Source organism: Microcoleus sp. A006_D1 (genome assembly GCF_036702805.1).
Classification (GTDB): domain Bacteria; phylum Cyanobacteriota; class Cyanobacteriia; order Cyanobacteriales; family Microcoleaceae; genus Microcoleus.
The window spans coordinates 290,683-306,997 of the sequence record NZ_JAUBVZ010000007.1 but is presented as its reverse complement, the minus strand read 5'-3'; the positions used below and the strand labels follow the sequence as shown (position 1 = coordinate 306,997).

23 protein-coding genes are annotated in these 16,315 nt (G+C 42.9%); 20 read left to right on the top strand and 3 right to left on the bottom strand.

The features are described from left to right. Nucleotides 1-18 precede the first annotated feature (18 nt). From atpB to QUB68_RS15605, 13 genes are all read left to right on the top strand, one after another. On the top strand, nucleotides 19-777 hold the full coding sequence (atpB, locus tag QUB68_RS15665) for a F0F1 ATP synthase subunit A (protein ID WP_332993997.1): 759 nt from the start codon (nucleotides 19-21) through the stop codon (nucleotides 775-777). A 130-nt stretch (nucleotides 778-907) separates the two neighbouring features. Then, nucleotides 908-1,153, top strand: a complete 246-nt coding sequence (atpE, locus tag QUB68_RS15660) for an ATP synthase F0 subunit C (RefSeq protein WP_242717122.1) — start codon at nucleotides 908-910, stop codon at nucleotides 1,151-1,153. A gap of 101 nt (nucleotides 1,154-1,254) precedes the next feature. Beyond that, nucleotides 1,255-1,740: a F0F1 ATP synthase subunit B' gene (locus tag QUB68_RS15655; RefSeq protein ID WP_332993995.1), complete on the top strand. Its 486-nt coding sequence runs from the start codon at nucleotides 1,255-1,257 to the stop codon at nucleotides 1,738-1,740. A gap of 87 nt (nucleotides 1,741-1,827) precedes the next feature. Continuing rightward, nucleotides 1,828-2,355: a F0F1 ATP synthase subunit B gene (locus tag QUB68_RS15650; RefSeq protein WP_332993993.1), complete on the top strand. Its 528-nt coding sequence runs from the start codon at nucleotides 1,828-1,830 to the stop codon at nucleotides 2,353-2,355. A gap of 3 nt (nucleotides 2,356-2,358) precedes the next feature. Then, entirely contained in the window at nucleotides 2,359-2,904 is a 546-nt protein-coding gene (atpH, locus tag QUB68_RS15645) for an ATP synthase F1 subunit delta (protein ID WP_332993989.1), read from the top strand. A gap of 284 nt (nucleotides 2,905-3,188) precedes the next feature. Then, nucleotides 3,189-4,706, top strand: coding sequence for a F0F1 ATP synthase subunit alpha (gene atpA, locus QUB68_RS15640; protein WP_332993987.1), 1,518 nt, complete (start codon nucleotides 3,189-3,191; stop codon nucleotides 4,704-4,706). Nucleotides 4,707-5,013: 307 nt separating this feature from the next. Continuing rightward, nucleotides 5,014-5,964: a F0F1 ATP synthase subunit gamma gene (locus tag QUB68_RS15635; RefSeq protein ID WP_332993985.1), complete on the top strand. Its 951-nt coding sequence runs from the start codon at nucleotides 5,014-5,016 to the stop codon at nucleotides 5,962-5,964. Nucleotides 5,965-6,079: 115 nt separating this feature from the next. Continuing rightward, on the top strand, nucleotides 6,080-6,214 hold the full coding sequence (locus QUB68_RS15630) for a hypothetical protein (RefSeq protein ID WP_332993983.1): 135 nt from the start codon (nucleotides 6,080-6,082) through the stop codon (nucleotides 6,212-6,214). A gap of 50 nt (nucleotides 6,215-6,264) precedes the next feature. Beyond that, complete coding sequence (locus QUB68_RS15625) at nucleotides 6,265-6,723, top strand: EndoU domain-containing protein (protein WP_332993981.1); 459 nt, start codon at nucleotides 6,265-6,267, stop codon at nucleotides 6,721-6,723. A 15-nt stretch (nucleotides 6,724-6,738) separates the two neighbouring features. Beyond that, complete coding sequence (locus QUB68_RS15620; protein WP_332993979.1) at nucleotides 6,739-7,152, top strand: hypothetical protein; 414 nt, start codon at nucleotides 6,739-6,741, stop codon at nucleotides 7,150-7,152. A gap of 244 nt (nucleotides 7,153-7,396) precedes the next feature. Next, a complete protein-coding gene (locus QUB68_RS15615; RefSeq protein WP_332993977.1) occupies nucleotides 7,397-7,786 on the top strand; it encodes an EndoU domain-containing protein in 390 nt (129 codons plus the stop codon). Between the two features lie 23 nt (nucleotides 7,787-7,809). Continuing rightward, the gene (locus tag QUB68_RS15610; RefSeq protein WP_332993975.1) at nucleotides 7,810-8,076 is read left to right on the top strand and encodes a MafI family immunity protein; all 267 of its coding nucleotides are present in this window, start codon (nucleotides 7,810-7,812) and stop codon (nucleotides 8,074-8,076) included. A 27-nt stretch (nucleotides 8,077-8,103) separates the two neighbouring features. Next, nucleotides 8,104-8,676 (top strand): hypothetical protein, encoded by a 573-nt coding sequence (locus tag QUB68_RS15605; protein WP_332993974.1) that lies wholly within the window; start codon nucleotides 8,104-8,106, stop codon nucleotides 8,674-8,676. 40 nt (nucleotides 8,677-8,716) lie between these two features. On the opposite strand, the gene QUB68_RS15600 is transcribed toward QUB68_RS15605, so the two are convergent. Together QUB68_RS15600 and QUB68_RS15595 are read right to left on the bottom strand one after the other, a co-directional pair. Further along, nucleotides 8,717-9,025 (bottom strand): DUF2442 domain-containing protein, encoded by a 309-nt coding sequence (locus QUB68_RS15600; protein WP_332993972.1) that lies wholly within the window; start codon nucleotides 9,023-9,025, stop codon nucleotides 8,717-8,719. A 28-nt stretch (nucleotides 9,026-9,053) separates the two neighbouring features. Beyond that, the gene (locus tag QUB68_RS15595) at nucleotides 9,054-9,242 is read right to left on the bottom strand and encodes a DUF4160 domain-containing protein (RefSeq protein ID WP_332993970.1); all 189 of its coding nucleotides are present in this window, start codon (nucleotides 9,240-9,242) and stop codon (nucleotides 9,054-9,056) included. A 129-nt stretch (nucleotides 9,243-9,371) separates the two neighbouring features. Between QUB68_RS15595 and QUB68_RS15590 the strand changes: the two genes are divergently transcribed. Beyond that, entirely contained in the window at nucleotides 9,372-9,575 is a 204-nt protein-coding gene (locus tag QUB68_RS15590) for a hypothetical protein (protein WP_332993968.1), read from the top strand. A gap of 16 nt (nucleotides 9,576-9,591) precedes the next feature. Then, entirely contained in the window at nucleotides 9,592-9,966 is a 375-nt protein-coding gene (locus QUB68_RS15585) for a hypothetical protein (RefSeq protein ID WP_332993967.1), read from the top strand. A 151-nt stretch (nucleotides 9,967-10,117) separates the two neighbouring features. Here QUB68_RS15585 and QUB68_RS15580 read toward each other — a convergent pair whose 3' ends face one another. Next, the gene (locus QUB68_RS15580) at nucleotides 10,118-10,414 is read right to left on the bottom strand and encodes a DUF2442 domain-containing protein (protein WP_332993966.1); all 297 of its coding nucleotides are present in this window, start codon (nucleotides 10,412-10,414) and stop codon (nucleotides 10,118-10,120) included. An 89-nt stretch (nucleotides 10,415-10,503) separates the two neighbouring features. Between QUB68_RS15580 and QUB68_RS15575 the strand changes: the two genes are divergently transcribed. The 5 genes from QUB68_RS15575 (at nucleotide 10,504) to QUB68_RS15555 (ending at nucleotide 16,250) form a co-directional block, all read left to right on the top strand. Beyond that, on the top strand, nucleotides 10,504-12,426 hold the full coding sequence (locus tag QUB68_RS15575; protein WP_332993964.1) for a hypothetical protein: 1,923 nt from the start codon (nucleotides 10,504-10,506) through the stop codon (nucleotides 12,424-12,426). Nucleotides 12,427-12,601: 175 nt separating this feature from the next. Further along, nucleotides 12,602-14,629 carry an FtsK/SpoIIIE domain-containing protein gene (locus QUB68_RS15570; protein WP_332993962.1) on the top strand — a complete coding sequence of 676 codons (2,028 nt, stop codon included), beginning with the start codon at nucleotides 12,602-12,604 and terminating at the stop codon, nucleotides 14,627-14,629. 44 nt (nucleotides 14,630-14,673) lie between these two features. Further along, the gene (locus QUB68_RS15565) at nucleotides 14,674-14,898 is read left to right on the top strand and encodes a hypothetical protein (protein ID WP_332993960.1); all 225 of its coding nucleotides are present in this window, start codon (nucleotides 14,674-14,676) and stop codon (nucleotides 14,896-14,898) included. 59 nt (nucleotides 14,899-14,957) lie between these two features. Beyond that, the gene (locus QUB68_RS15560) at nucleotides 14,958-15,833 is read left to right on the top strand and encodes a hypothetical protein (RefSeq protein WP_332993957.1); all 876 of its coding nucleotides are present in this window, start codon (nucleotides 14,958-14,960) and stop codon (nucleotides 15,831-15,833) included. 12 nt (nucleotides 15,834-15,845) lie between these two features. Continuing rightward, nucleotides 15,846-16,250 carry a hypothetical protein gene (locus tag QUB68_RS15555; RefSeq protein WP_332993955.1) on the top strand — a complete coding sequence of 135 codons (405 nt, stop codon included), beginning with the start codon at nucleotides 15,846-15,848 and terminating at the stop codon, nucleotides 16,248-16,250. Nucleotides 16,251-16,315 lie beyond the last annotated feature (65 nt).

Below are 16,315 nucleotides of genomic sequence, written 5' to 3'. Positions count from 1 at the left end.
TATGGGGAAGCCCGTTGAATGCCAATGCTTGACGTTCTAAACACCTTTAATCGTTTCCCCCTCGCCAAATTGGAAGTTGGCCAGCAATTGTACTGGCAACTCGGTAGTCTCAAAGTTCACGGGCAAGTTTTTATAACCTCGTGGTTTGTAATTGCTGTTTTAGTCATAGTTTCTCTTTTAGGAACTAGCAACATCCAGCGAATTCCCAGCGGAATGCAAAATTTTATGGAGTATGCGCTGGAATATATTCGGGACTTGGCTAAAAACCAAATTGGTGAAAAAGAATATCGCCCTTGGGTACCGTTTATTGGTACATTATTTCTGTTCATCTTTGTGTCAAACTGGTCTGGCGCTCTAATTCCTTGGAAGCTGATTAAGCTGCCATCAGGCGAATTGGGAGCTCCTACCGCTGACATCAACACGACGGTAGCATTTGCACTGCTGACATCTTTGGCATATTTTTATGCAGGTCTTAGCAAAAGCGGCTTGGGGTATTTCGCCCACTATGTAGAACCGGTGCCTTTCATGCTGCCGTTCAAAATCATAGAAGATTTCACTAAGCCTCTGTCTCTGAGTTTCCGTTTGTTTGGCAACATTCTTGCTGACGAATTGGTGGTGGGAGTGCTAGTGTTGCTAGTGCCTTTATTTGTTCCTCTGCCAGTGATGGTTCTGGGACTATTTACGAGTGCAATTCAAGCTTTGATTTTTGCTACCTTGGCCGCAGCCTATATTGGTGAAGCTCTAGAAGGCGGTCACGGCGAAGAAGAACACGATTAACAAAGCCGATAAACGGCGAAGAATGAGGGAGGAAAAATAAAATTTTCTAACCTAAACTTGCTGTCGTAAAATCGGACAATTCTGTAGACTTTCTGTTCTCAATTTTGTACTTTAGATAAGGAAAATCATCATGGATTCAACAGTTGCCGCCGCTTCCGTAATCGCCGCCGCTTTGGCAGTAGGTTTAGCCGCAATCGGCCCTGGTATTGGTCAAGGAAATGCAGCAGGTCAAGCTGTAGAAGGTATTGCTCGTCAGCCTGAAGCAGAAGGCAAAATTCGCGGTACCTTGCTGTTGAGTTTGGCGTTTATGGAAGCGTTGACAATTTACGGTTTGGTCGTAGCCCTCGTGCTATTGTTTGCCAACCCCTTCGCATAATAATTTGAAATTTTAGATTTGAGGTTTTGGAGGGTTATTCTAATCCAAAATCTCAAGTCTAAATTCGATTAAGCGAATTAGATGGAAGCCGTCAAAAAATCATGATGCACTGGACAGTATTACTAGCAGTTGAAGAAGCGGCAAAGGAAGGGGGACTGTTTGATTTAGATGCTACGCTGCCTCTGATGGCGGTGCAGTTTTTAATTCTCGTCGCAGTCTTGAATGTAATTTTTTACAAGCCGCTCAGCAAGTCAATTGACGATCGCGCTGATTACATTCGTAACACCCAAATCGCAGCTAAGGAACGCTTGGCAAAGGCTCAGCAACTATCGCAGGAGTATGAGCAGAAACTGGGAGAAACTCGCAAGCAGTCTCAATCAGTAATTGCTGCTGCTCAAGCTGAGGCTCAAAAAATTGGGTCAGCAAAAGTAGCTGAGGCTCAACAAGAAGCTCAAGTGGCGCGAGAAAAGGCAGGGCAAGAAATCGAACAGCAAAAGCAAGAAGCTATGCGCTCGCTAGAGCAACAAGTAGATGCTCTGGGCCACCAAATTCTCGAAAAGCTATTAGGGCCGTCGCTGGTCAAATAGCGAGACCGAAAAGTTTGAGATTGTCGATGCAATCTTAAATCTAACGTCGGTTCACCAAATCTGCACGCGCAATTATGGAAGAGTATCATGGGGACTGTTTTATTGCTAGCCACAGAAGCTAGCGGCGAAGGTGGTTTCAGTTTAAATTTCGATATTTTAGAAACCAACCTGATTAACCTGGCCATTATTATTGCAGTGCTGTTTTATTTCGGACGCGGCTTTGTAGGTAAAATCCTAACTGAGAGGCGATCGGGCATCGAAGAGGCGATTCGAGAAGCAGAAAAGCGCCAAAAAGATGCAGCAGCAGCTCTATCAGAGCAACAGCAAAAATTGACTGAAGCACAAGCAGAAGCGGCACGAATTCGTGCCGCGGCTGAAGAAACCGCAAAGAAGGCAAAAGAAGTAATTCTAGCTCAAGCGGCGCAGGAAGTTGAACGCATGAAAGCAACAGCAGGTCAAGAGTTGGAAGCGGAGCAGGAAAGAGCGATCGCCCAACTGAGATCTGCCGTCGTATCTATGGCAATGGCAAAGGTGGAAAGCCAGTTAAAAGCTAGCTTGGACGAAAACGCCCAAAACCACTTAATCGATCGCAGCATTGCGTTACTGGGAGGCTAAAAAGTGAGTATCGTTAGCACAGCAGTCTTACAGCCTTACTCATCTGCCTTGATGTCACTGGCTCAGTCCAGCAATCTCTCAGAAAAGTTCGGCGAAGACATTCGTTCTTTGCTTAGCCTGCTAGAAAGTTCGGAAGATTTGCGTCAATTTTTAGCTAATCCGCTGATTAAACCGGATGCTAAAAAAGCCGTAATTGGGCAAATAGCGGGTGAAGAAATGAACCCCTTGATGCACAACTTTCTGAAGCTTTTAGTAGACAAAGGAAGGATTCTTTTTTTAGAAGGAATTGGTCAACAATACTTGGCAAAGCTTCGAGAACTCAACCAAACAGTATTGGCTGAAGTTACATCGGCAGTCCCGCTTTCAGATGCTCAACAGCAAACTGTTCGCGAGAAAGTGCAGGCGATGACCAGCGCTCGAAGCGTAGAAATTGAAACCAAAATTGACGCAGATTTAATCGGCGGTGTGGTAATTAAAGTAGGCTCTCAAGTAATTGATGCCAGCCTGCGGGGACAATTGCGCCGTCTAGGACTTCGCTTGAATTCTTAATAGAAGGAAGAAGGAAGTTCGGCAACGGATTCTGTAACGGATGTAACGGATGTAAAGGATAGAAGGCCCTTCGGCTACGCTCAGGGTAAAAAGATTTGTCCGCTCGCGTAGCCGAAGCAAGGAAGAAGAAAGAGAGAAGAATCAAACAGGAGGCAGAAATCAATGAATTTCTGTTTTCAATTGGTTAGTCCAACTGCTTACTACCAAATCCCTATTCTTTCTTGCCGAAAACATAGACTGACAACTGACAACTGACAACTGACAACTGACAAATAATAACTGACATGGCAGCAATCAGACCTGACGAAATTAGCAGCATTATTCGCCAGCAAATTGAACAGTACGACCAAGATGTAAAAGTCTCTAGCGTTGGTACTGTTTTGCAAGTAGGCGACGGCATTGCCCGGATTTATGGCTTGGATAAAGCCATGTCTGGGGAATTGCTAGAATTTGCCGACGGCACTGTGGGTATCGCACTGAACCTCGAACAAGATAACGTGGGTGCAGTGTTGATGGGCCAAGGCCTGGGCATTCAAGAAGGTTCGACAGTTACTGCTACTGGCAGAATTGCTGAAGTCCCCGTTGGTGAAGCAATGTTGGGCCGCGTAGTTGATGCTTTGGCCCGTCCGATTGACGGCAAAGGCGAAATTAAAACTACTGAGACTCGCTTGATTGAATCTGCGGCACCTGGTATCGTTTCTCGCCGTTCTGTTTACGAACCGATGCAAACAGGGATTACCGCTATTGATGCGATGATTCCGGTGGGAAGAGGACAGCGGGAACTGATTATTGGCGATCGTCAAACAGGTAAAACTGCGATCGCGATCGACACAATCATCAACCAAAAATCGGAAAACGTGATTTGTGTGTATGTGGCGATCGGTCAAAAAGCTTCTACAGTAGCTAACATCGTCAACGTCCTGCAAGAAAAGGGCGCGATGGACTACACAATCGTCGTAGCAGCCAACGCTAGCGACCCCGCCACCCTGCAATACTTAGCACCTTACACCGGTGCTAGCTTAGCCGAGTATTTCATGTACAAAGGCCGGCACACTTTGGTCATTTACGATGACCTTTCCAAGCAAGCACAGGCCTACCGCCAAATGTCCTTGTTGCTGCGCCGTCCTCCCGGTCGCGAAGCATATCCCGGAGACGTGTTTTATCTGCACTCTCGCTTACTAGAACGCGCTGCTAAATTGAGCGACGATTTGGGCGAAGGCAGCATGACAGCTTTGCCGATTATTGAAACGCAAGCTGGCGACGTTTCTGCTTACATTCCTACCAACGTAATTTCGATTACCGATGGTCAAATCTTCCTTTCTTCTGACTTGTTTAACTCTGGTTTGCGTCCAGCAGTAAACCCCGGTATTTCGGTATCGCGGGTAGGTTCGGCGGCTCAAACTAAGGCGATGAAAAAAGTAGCCGGTAAGGTGAAATTGGAATTGGCGCAGTTTGAAGAACTGGCAGCATTTTCTCAGTTTGCTTCTGACTTGGATAAAGCTACTCAGAATCAATTGGCGCGGGGTCAGCGCTTGCGGGAACTGTTGAAACAGCCGCAAAGTTCGCCTTTGCCAATGAACGAACAAGTGGCTGTAATCTATGCCGGTATTAATGGCTACATGGATGACATCCCGGTTGATAAAATCACCAAGTTTACTGTTGGTTTGCGCGACTATTTGCGGACTAGCAAGCCGAAGTTCGGCGAAATCGTTCAAGGCGGAAAAGCGTTGACTGATGAAGCTGAGAAGCTGCTGAAAGAAGGCATCGCGGAATACAAGCAAACTTTCTTGGTTTCTGCGTAATTAGTCATTAGTCATCAGTCATTAGTCATTAGTTAACTCACAGATCCCCCCTAGCCCCCCTTAATAAGGGGGGGACAAGAGCGTTCAAAGTTTCCCTTTTTAAGGGGGAGACTAGAAGCACTCAAAGTCCCCCTTTTTAAGGGGGATTTAGGGGGATCGAGACTTAGAGACAAACATCAAGACACAGAATTTCAGTCTTAAGTTGACACCAATGGTTAATGCCGTATCCCTACCGTAGCTAAACTTAAAAACTGATGGCTGGGAACTAAGAACTCGGAAATAAAGACTAAGAAAAAAGGAGAAAGTTATGGCAAATCTGAAAACTATTCGCGATCGCATTAAGTCGGTCAAGAACACTAAAAAGATTACAGAAGCAATGCGCTTGGTGGCTGCTGCTAAGGTGCGCCGCGCTCAAGAACAGGTGACTGCTACTCGTCCTTTTGCCGATCGCCTCGCCGAGGTATTATACGGTTTGGCGGAACGCTTGAAGTTTGAAAGTCTCGATTTGCCGCTGCTGAAAAAACGCGAAGTCAGAACAGTGGGACTTTTGGTCGTTTCGGGCGATCGGGGTTTGTGTGGTGGCTATAACGGCAACATCATCAGATACGCCGAAAATCGCGCTAAGGAAATCAAAGCTGAAGGCTTAAACTACAAATACGTGTTGGTAGGACGCAAAGCTACTCAGTATTTCCAGCGTCGCGAACAGCCGATCGATGCTACTTACATGAACTTGGAACAAATTCCCACAGCACCGGAAGCAGCGCTAATTGCTGACGAATTGCTGTCTTTGTTCCTGTCGGGAACTGTAGATAGAGTTGAGCTAGTTTACACTAAGTTTGTGTCACTAATTAGTTCGCGTCCAGTAATTCAAACCTTGTTACCCCTCGACCCCCAAGGTTTGGAAACTCCCGATGATGAAATTTTCCGCTTGACATCGCAAGGCGGACAGTTTCAAGTATCGCGGGAGAAAGTTGGTACACCTATGAAGAGTTTGCCACGCGACATGATTTTCGAGCAAGATCCGGCGCAAATTCTGGAGGCACTTTTGCCTTTGTATTTGAACAACCAATTGCTGCGGGCTTTGCAAGAATCTGCTGCTAGCGAGTTGGCTGCGCGGATGACGGCGATGAATAATGCTAGTGAGAATGCTAGTGATTTGATCAGTAGTTTGACGCTGACTTATAACAAGGCGCGGCAAGCGGCAATTACCCAGGAAATTCTGGAAGTTTCCGGCGGTGCTGAGGCTTTGAACGGTTAGGTTAGGGTTGACAATTTGTTGATTTTATGCTATGCGTCTGGGGGAACTCAGGCGCTATTTTTTTAGTCGGAACTTACCATTAAAGTAGGGTGCATCGCTGCGGCAATTCCGGGTATTGACAAATATCGGCGACGCACCCTACCGCGATAATCTAGCGGAAGTCACGAGCGCTGAAGAAAAAGTTAGAATAATTTATGAAGGCTTTACAGAAGTAGAAGTAAAATTAAAGCGATCGCCTGATTGCCAATAACGACATTACCCACTAATCTGAGCATTAGTTTTAGCAGTGTCGCACCCTCAATGCAATCAAACTCTAGTGGTAGTTCTGGAATTCCCCAGCAACTATCACCCGAAATCGAACAAAAAATCCTCTATGGAGAGCGTCGCCCTGCCAACTCGGATAGGATAGTAGGAGCGCACTCACCCAAAATCAAAACCAGTCCAGATTTTATATTTGCTTCTCTTACCAATAATCCAGATGGTACAACAACAGCTTTCGATCTAATCAAACGATTTCCTGATGGCACTTTTTCCCGGAAAAAGCGGAGGTCTACTTTTGCACCTGACAGTTGGAGTGATGAAAAAATAATCGATGCAACTAAGCAAGTTGCTAGCACCGTTGCTGTTAATACGAATACTCAGGGTGCTACCTTGCACAGGCAAACAGTCGATGGAGTAGAGTGGGAAGTAATCAAGGACTCGATCGGAAACGTGATATCTTCTTACCCTACTGGTGGCATACCAACAACTAATTTTTAACGAGGAGTTACTCAGATGAGTTTCGCACAGCTAGATGAATATTTAAATCAGGAATTTTCGCCGGATAATTGGTCAGATCATGCTATTATATATGCTCTTGAACAAGTGCAAAAACTGACACCTGCTGATTGGGAAGAACTCAAATCTTGTTGGTGCGATCGCCCCCAAGAATGGCAATTGCGCTGCGCCGAAATTATTTCCGATGCTGACTCCCAACAAGCAATTCCGTTGTTGCTAGAAATGCTTGAGACACCGGATGATGAGCTTACACTCACCGCAGCAGATTCTTTAAGGTCGATCGATGCAGCCAAAGAAAATTTAGATATGAGTCTTGATGTTTTAAAACGCTTGCAAATTCTTTCTCAAAACAGTCCGATCGCTCAAATTATTGTTAATGAATTGCTGAAAAAATCGCCAGTGAGATTGTGAATGCAAACAGTAACTGCTAGTTCATGCCGATCGCCTATTTGATTATGACTCAATCTCCTACTACAATATCGATCGCATCCTCGAACAAAATCCTACATCCGTACATCAACCTCTGAAATGGCTTCTGAAAAATATTCTGGCGCTAGGATAGAGGTTCAATTTTTATTTACCGAAGATGGAGGTAGGAAATAAGAGATAAACTCCTGTTTGACTATAAAATTATGGCAATCTCCAAAAGCCATCTATGAGCAACCATTCTTCAGGCAATATTCCCACTGGAATTGATGTCAATAATCTATCTCAAATCAACTCTCAGCAACGGACACATATTCTCGATAGTGACGCAACAGGAGGTGGTCACGGCCCTGGTAGAGGAATTTCTGGTAAAAGTGAATTTCCCGCAAGCTGGAGCGACGAGCAGATAATGAATTATATTTCGGAGGTGATTCAAGACCCTAATTCTCAGTGGGTTCAGCGAACCGGTCAACCGGGAGCTAAATATACCATTGCTGGTAAGCCCGTAAGATGGCAGATTGAAGGAACTAGAGATGGTGTTAATATTAAGGTAATAGTAGAACCTGATGGGAAAGGAATCATTACAGCTTTCCCAACAAATTTACCTAAAAATCCCTAGCAATTTTATCTGGAGCAAAATAAATGTTTGACTATAAAGTTGTAGAAAGTAAACTCCATCAAGTCATTAACATCATCAAACCACAACTGTCAGAAACTCAGGTAGAATTTATAATTTCAGACATTCAGGCTGGCGAGTGGAATTTGGCGTTAGAGACTATCTGCGATATTCTCATTGAAGAAGAGATTCCTCTCGATTTAAAGAGTTATGAACTCTTGCAAGAAGTAGGCAATATTTTGAACATGGAACAAGAAACTTGGGAAATGTTAAAAGTCCAAGTAGCTCCTTGAGGAGAGAATATGTGGAGTAGATAAATTATGACTCAATCTCCCCCGACAATATCGATCGATCGCATCCTCGAACAAAATCCTAAATCCGTACTGGCTTGGGTGAAAAATACATTATCGGCTCAAACCACGGTACCGCAAGACTTTAACTGGCTGTTGTTAGCCGATGTTTCGTCTGCGAAGGCTCGAAAAGGTGAAAATAATGGGGGTTTATTCGATCGCACTTGGGCAGAAGTAGCAACCGCAATTTACGATCGACTAGCTGAAGCTGCGGAACAGAAAAAACCCGGTAGCAGCGAGTCTTTGAGAATTTCTTCAATGATGTTGCGGGCTGGGGCGATCGCAAAATATGGAATAGTTCCCAACGATTCAGTTCTGGATGTTAACTTAATTCTACAGTGGTTTTGGGAAAACATCAAAGAATCGCGGGAAGATGTGGCACAAAAGGCTGCTAATTGGAAAACGCTTCCTATTGAAGAAATACGAGAGTTAAGACAGCTTAAAAATCGGTTAAAAGTTATCGCTGCACTCGCGAATAGTGATAAGTATGTTTTGGATGAGGAACTCAAAGCTTGGCTTTTGTTACGAGAGAAACTGCCGTAACGAGGTGAGTCAGTTTAATCTAACAGAAATCCTGGTTTGATTAGACTTTGTTCGCGCGATCGTCTAACCACCGCTGAAATGACTTCTGACTTTCTCCAGACGGTTTACCGAGAATGATATTTTTGACGCTGATGTCTTCGTCAAGTTCGGGCCAGTGCATTCCCTCATTCTCACCAATAAATCGCCAATTATCGCGATCGCCCGGTGTACCGTGTAATAGCCGGGGATACCAAGCTAAAGGAACAGAAATAGTACGACCATCAGATAGATCGACTGTCAGCGCATCATCTGTAATAACTACGTGTTGCGCTTTGGGGATTTCTAGCAATTCAACCATTAAAGAAGTCATTCCAACCTACTAGCAACTGCTCTTGATTTTATTCAACAAGTTTCTGAATGTCATTAATTTCTGTACGGCTGAAGCCTTTATTATTTTGAAGGCGAACTGGATTAAGCCAAAATTTAGCTTCTTCTCGATCGCGCTCAACGTGAATGTGCGGTGGTTCATCGCGATCGCCTGCATAGCAGAAGAAACGGTATGGGCCAACTCGGAGTAACGTAGGCATTCAGGCTGATGTCAAAAGGTTACTTCTCTATCTTAGCTTGGGCGATCGCCTTCAACTCTCATGCCACCGAAATATTGAACGCAATTGTGCGATCGCATACAGGGAATGTAAGGTAAGAGGAAGTGTGAAGTGAGGAGCGATCGCGTACCGAACCCAAAACCAGAAAACGTCCACTATGTCACAAACCCCGAACTCTGTGAAAAAATGGGCGAAAAATACAACTGGCGGTTAAAAGAAATCCGACTCAGCCGCAACAGCCCCCCTGATGTGGCCTGCGTGTTTGATGGCGAACAAACCTCGTTTCAGGATACATGGCAAGATTACCAAGACTAAAGCAAAGGGAGGAAAGATGGCAAAAAAAATCTGGATTGTCTACAAAGCCGAAACCATGAGTGCTCCCGGTTGGGAAGAACGCCAGCTTATGCCGAGGGGCGGTTTAACTGATATTCTGTGGGAAAACTGGAGTTGGGAAGAAAACCCAATTCTTCCGCAGCCGGGGGACAGAACCCGCGACTATGACAATGTATCTGACTCTGGTAATGGAGTAACTCACGGGAAAGATGGAGATTGGATAGTTACTGGCGTTCACCAGTTTTCTTCCTTTGATACTGACTTGCGAATTGTGCTGTGCTACTGTTCTTACCAACCGATTACTTCTGATTGGGAAGCGCTGCAACGAGGTGAGTCTGTAAATCAGATGTTGGAGGCTGTCGAGCAATATTGAGTCAATCAAAGTTCGATCGCGTCTGGAGTAATTCAGGCGCTATCTTTTGAGTGAAAAGATATCGGCCAAAGTCGTTTGAGTTTTCGTGAATCAGGACTGAAGTCCTTACTACAAACAAACAAATCATTTTAACAGAAAACCTGGTTTGATATTAGACTTTGTTCGCGCGTTCGTCCAACCACCGCTGAAATGACTTCTGACTTTCTCCAGACGGTTTACCGAGAATGATATTTTTGACGCTGATATCTTCGTCAAGTTCGGGCCAGTGCATTCCCTCATTTTCACCAATAAATCGCCAATTATCGCGATCGCCCGGTGTACCGTGTAACAGCCGAGGATACCAAGCTAAAGGTACAGAAATAGTACGACCATCCGATAGATCGACTGTCAGCGCATCATCTGTAATAACTACCTGTTGCGCTTTGGGGATTTCTAGCAATTCAACCATTACTGATGTCAAAAGGTTACTTTTCTATCTTAGCTTGGGCGATCGCCACTATCTCGGCTTTGTAGCTAAATATACATTTACTATTTCGCTTGCAGAAAGCTGAGGTTGTAATGTATCATACTCAAAAGTGCTTTGAGTCGATCGCCAGCGATATCACCATGAGTAACCTTTCAAACATTCCAGGTGGAGGCGGTCTCCCAGATCGTTTCAGAAATGTGGGAGATCAAATCCAGCAATACTTCGATTTTGCCGAAACAGATCCCGATGGGGCTGTTCCTTGGTTCGCCAACATCTTGAAAGAGAAAGCATTGCTAACGACGCGGGCTCTGGCGCTGCAAGGTTTGGGTCGTGCAGCACAACACGCTCACATCAAGCAGGATCTAGCTGACTGGGATGTGCTTAAAGATATCGCCAAGGAAGTCAACGAAAAAGGGGATAGTAGCAGGGATTTGACTCGATGGGCGGCGGCGAAACTCCTGGAAGACATTGGATATTCTCCGAGGGATTTACAACATCGAGAAGGGGGCGGTTTCACTGAACCTGTCGATCGCATTCGCAGGGAAATTCGCGATCGTAAGCTGGTGGAAATCAACAGAATTCAGCGCCTAAACACCACAGGGGAAACAACGGCAGAATATGATAGAAACCGAGATTTTTGGGTTTACGGGCCCGTTGAGGAGTTATTTGCTGGTGATGACAACTCTCCGAATTATCAGGAGTTAGTAGGAGATGTCGTTCACGAATTACACGGGCGAGGGGTGTATTTGGGATTGATGTCACCCAATAGCATTGTACAGGAAGCGGCGCTGCGGCAAGCAGGGTTAATTTTTAAAGAATCTGCTGAGATTGAGGAATTTATTTATGGGCTTTTGGAAGATTTTTTGACTGAGAGTAGTCATGAAATGAGTTTAAGAATAGTTACCGCAGAAATAATTAGTAATGCCAGTGATTTAAAGAAACTGACTACCTTGAGTAAATTGTTATTGGAAGATGAACAATTGCGAAATGTTGCAGTGAAGTTGTTGATTCCTTATAAGGAGCAGAACTTAGCTGAAGTAGAGCCTGATGCTAATACAGTATTGGTCGCTCTTGAGTACAAGTTAGATATAGATCGACCTGAACCTGAAAATTTAACTATTCAGCAGATAGAAACGCATATATCCTCATCAATGCTGAATCAAAATGACATTCCTGGGATATTTTTGAGTGCTATAGAGTCTGCCAAAAATTTACCGATGTGGCAAAACCAATCATCTACGTTATTGGTAAAATTTTTAGAAGATCAGTCGCAAATCAACCAGTCAAATATCAGCGAATGGATTAAAAAACTAGAAGATCAAAAATCAAAGACATTGGAAATCCAACAAAAAGTTAAATTCTATCAGTCACAGATAGAGAAAACTATCTCAGCCATCGAGAATAATCTGAACATACATGAAAAAATAAAAACTATCCCGAATTTGGAAGCAAGGAATAGTAATGAGTATGAAAATTATAATCAGTGCAAAAAATTAGAAAAAAACCTGTCATCAGTCAAAGATAAGCTATTGTCTGAAATGAATAGCAAATACAGTGAACTAATTAATAAAAGTAAAAACATGGGAGGTGAGAACGCATGGGGATTCATTAAGTGGGGTTTAGGAGTTATTGCGCTAGGATTTTTTGTGATCGTCCCTATATCGAAAGCTTTTCAAAGTCAAAACTCTAGTTCCAGTGGCTCTAGCATAAGCACATCTTATACTATGGGTTTTCCTAAAAGTACCTGTGGTAGTTCTTCAACTCCGAACAAATGTTGGTATCCTGTATTTATCAAATACAGCGATTCTAACTGGAATACTGTTATATCCAATTATTGCACGGATATTGAAAGCGCACAGAGTCTAGAAACAGCTAAGAAACAGGGTCAAATACAAGTAGCTTCATTTGGCAATTCTAACGATGCTCAAGGGTTTGCTAACTATATGCAAAGTCAGTTTCGTAGTGGTTCTGTTGGAAAACAGAAGTGTTATTAGAATAAATTTTCATAATAACCAGGAGTATTTTTAATCTATGGAATTTCTTTTTTATCTTTTCGGTACTCTTTTACTTGGCAATGGTATTTGGAGATACATCATTGCCTTTCAACTCAAAAACAAGGCAAAAAAAATACAACGTATTTCGGACGACATATCTAATAATTGGAAATAAATGATCCAGCAAACTTTTCCCATATATGAAATTTCCCCTCAACGGAGCGATCGGGAAACTAGCCCAACTGAACTCCGTAAAAACCTCCTACAAACCCAACAACAGCTAATCCGCCGCCTCGGTACCAACCTAACAATTTCCCTCCGGTACATCTATGACCCAGATAATTCCCCCAAACTCAAAACATACCTCCTAATCAATCAACCCCACAACACCCAAACCGAAGAACATTCCCAAGAAATCCTTAGCCTCCTCACCAAAGGCAAATTAAGCGAATTCTTCACCCTCACCCCTCAACCCAACCTTAGCATCTGCCAAAACTTAGACTGGGTGCAAATTATTGGCGAAATACTCAAACATGAGGAATTAATCGAACCCCAAAATTACTACTTACCTCACTTCTTCGAGGCAAATCCCACCAATGATATGTCAGCAGTCTGCGATGTCATCCAGCGCGCCGACAGCAAACTAATTTTAGAAATCACCCTCCAAACCTATGACAACCCCAATCAAAAATCCTGGGTAAATGCCATCAACCAAATGCTCGCTCAATTAGAAAAAGTCAACGCCAGCGGCACAAAAGACAACCTTCTATCTGTCACCTTAGCACTCTATCAAAAATACCAACAGTTATATCCCAGCAGTGACTTATTCCAATATAGTATCAAAGCCTTAGCAGAAAATTGGGGCGATGCTTCCGTCGTCCTCAGTACCCTCATCGAGCACGCCACCAAAGAAACCCCTCACGGAAAACAACCCCGAATTGTCAAAGTCAACAAAAGCAACCCCGCATTTTCCGAAAGCTTGGAAGCCACAAAAAAAGTAGAAATTTCCACCGCGATTGAGTGGGAAGGGTGGCAAAAAGACATTGGTGAAAAGTTAATTAAAAATGCCATAGAACCACAAAAAAAAGGCTTAGGAAAATTCAGTAGCAATTCTGCAAATCTCCCAGATAAACCATCATTCAGTGCTCCCAACGCACCATTATTGACAGGTGGCCTCAATTCCGAACCCAATCAAAATCTACCGCAACTATATAATACTGTTTCAGACGGTTCAGCTTTAGCGAAGTTGTCATCAACTCCGCCCCCTTCTCGGATAGTTGATTTAAAACCATTGCATCGGTTAGCAAGTGCTCAAGAAATCACTGGATTTTTCCGCATTGCAGTTTCCCAAGTGAATAATACAACTTCATTTGAAGAAACAGTAAAAATGTTGCCAGATATTTTACCCATTGAGGATGTCATCAGAAAATACGGTCATTTAATTAATGAAGATACATATATAGTTGGAGTTGAGGAAAGTGGAGAACCTTGTCTATCTAATTATGAAGATATTGCCCATCGGCTAGTAGCTGGCGTACCAAACTCTGGCAAAACCAACTTTATCAATTCCATGATATATCAGTTTTTGTATGCCAGTCACAAAATCCAAGCAGAACGAGAAATTTACATTGCCGACTTTAAGGAAGGCTTAGATTATTATCGCATCAGCAGACGTTATCCAAATGTTAAACTCGTCACAGAATTTGACGAGTTCGCCTCTCTCCTGAATAGCCTTGTACAAAAATATAAGCAACGGGTTAACGATATAAAGACTCACGATGTTGAAAGCTTAGCTCAATTGAGAGCCAAGTGTAATACTCAGGATCATAGAATCCTATTATTTATTGATGAAGCTGCATCAATTGTCAACGCAGAAAGGTCGATTAAAGCTAACATTTATCGAGATTTAGAGACTTTGGTTTTGAAATCTCGCATTGCCGATATTAATATGTTCTACTGTACTCAACAACCTGCCGATCCAAACGTAACTCCCAGTCCAATATTATACAATCTTGACGAGCGGGTTGTTTTTCGCGTCCAATCTACTATTAGCACTAGACTACTGGATGACGATCGCGCAGGTAATTTACCAGTTAATCCCAAAGGAAGGGCAATTTATCGAGGTTTAGAGGCAGAAATCAAACTTATTGCTACTCCTTACGTCCCCAAAGATATCTGGACTAAAGATAGCTTGTTTGATTAACAAATTTGTATTAAAATGACAGAACAAATGTAGTGAGGTAAGTTATGGGCGATTTAGTAGGTCAAGTAGAAGACTTTCAAAAAACACTGAATCAAATCATGGAACTCATGGATGATGCTAAATCACAAGCAGGGCAGCTACCAGATGCCAGTTTAGCTGAAGCACGATCTAAAGTTCAGCAGATTTATGAAATTTGTGATGAAGCAATTAAAACGTTAAATGTAGCCACTGGACAAGCTGAGGATATTATGAAAACTGTAGGGGGCTAATGGGAATTAACGAAGAGTGCGATGTACTTCAGTCAATGCTCAGTCAAGTTATTAATAGCTTGGCTGAGGTGCAAAGTCGCGCTCAATCTTTATCTGATTGTGGTGTTTACGAGCTAAGACGAGAGATTGCAGAGATTCTGGAAGCCTGTTTTGAGGGAATGAGCGGCTTAAAAAAAAGTCAGAATCAGATAGAATTGATTCAGGCGATGATTGGGAATCAGAGTTTTTCACCTTCAATCATTTCTCCCAAAAATCAATTGGAAAATACGGCTGTGAATGATGCCGTTTTTCAAAATGCGATGGCGCAAACAGAGAATTATTTAACAACAGCGATTGCATCAGGTTTACCTGTATGGTTAGCCCTCGAACTCGCTAACATTCCCGGTGACTCTTGGATTTTATATGAAAATCCCAACGCAGCAGAAAGACTCACAGATTTAACCCAAAATCCCGCGAGTGACTATTATCAAAAAAAACCGAGTAAACAACTACAAGGCGATCAAGGAGAATTAGCATTATTAAAAATGCTGTTAGACTCTGATGATATAGAAAATCTTCAGTCAAGTTTGCAAATTAAACCTACATTTTACTTTAAAAATGGCAAAGACTACTGTAAACCAGATTTTTATCTAAAATCTCACCGTGTAATTTGTGATGCCAAAGCCTATAAACCTAGTTCGCTTAACTCGATCAAAAAAGCAGCTAAGAAATATGCTAACTATCTTCAGGAAAATGGAGGAGGTGAAGTCAGATTTTATGTACCTAGAGATACTTATGTCAAATCTCAGGACAAACTAAATCGACTTCAAACTCAAGAAAACGGTGTTAATGTTACCATCCATCCTATGACAATTGATTATGAATCAATCCTCTGGAAAAGAGAGTTAGTTTATACTTATCTTAAGTCTTTGCTAAAAGTTAAAGTAACTCCTTGAGAAGGAATAATTATGAAAATTAGTGCAGCAATGGTGAATCACTATTTATCTGACATAACAGTTGCGTGGTTCAATCATCACGAACTACCGCCGGATGAAATGCCCGAATATTTGCCATTAGTTCAGTGGATGAAACAAAACGCCAGCAATCACGATGACTTGGAGTATTTGAAACTGGCATTTGAATATTTGCTGACACATCCTGATGTGAATTATGAAGATTTTTCTGGCGGTCGTTACCCTTACGATAGCGATGATATCATAGAAATAATTGATTTTATATACAGAACAATTTGGTCAGATTCACCCCCAGTATCCCTGAGTAATTCCGATGACGTACAACTTGTGTCTATATCGTTAGATGATTGGTGGGCCGGTCACGAACAATTGCCTGAACTAATCACTTCATCAAAATAGTCTCATTGGTATCAGATGTTGGCAACTGTCGAGCAATATTGAGTTGATAAAAGTTCGATCGCGTC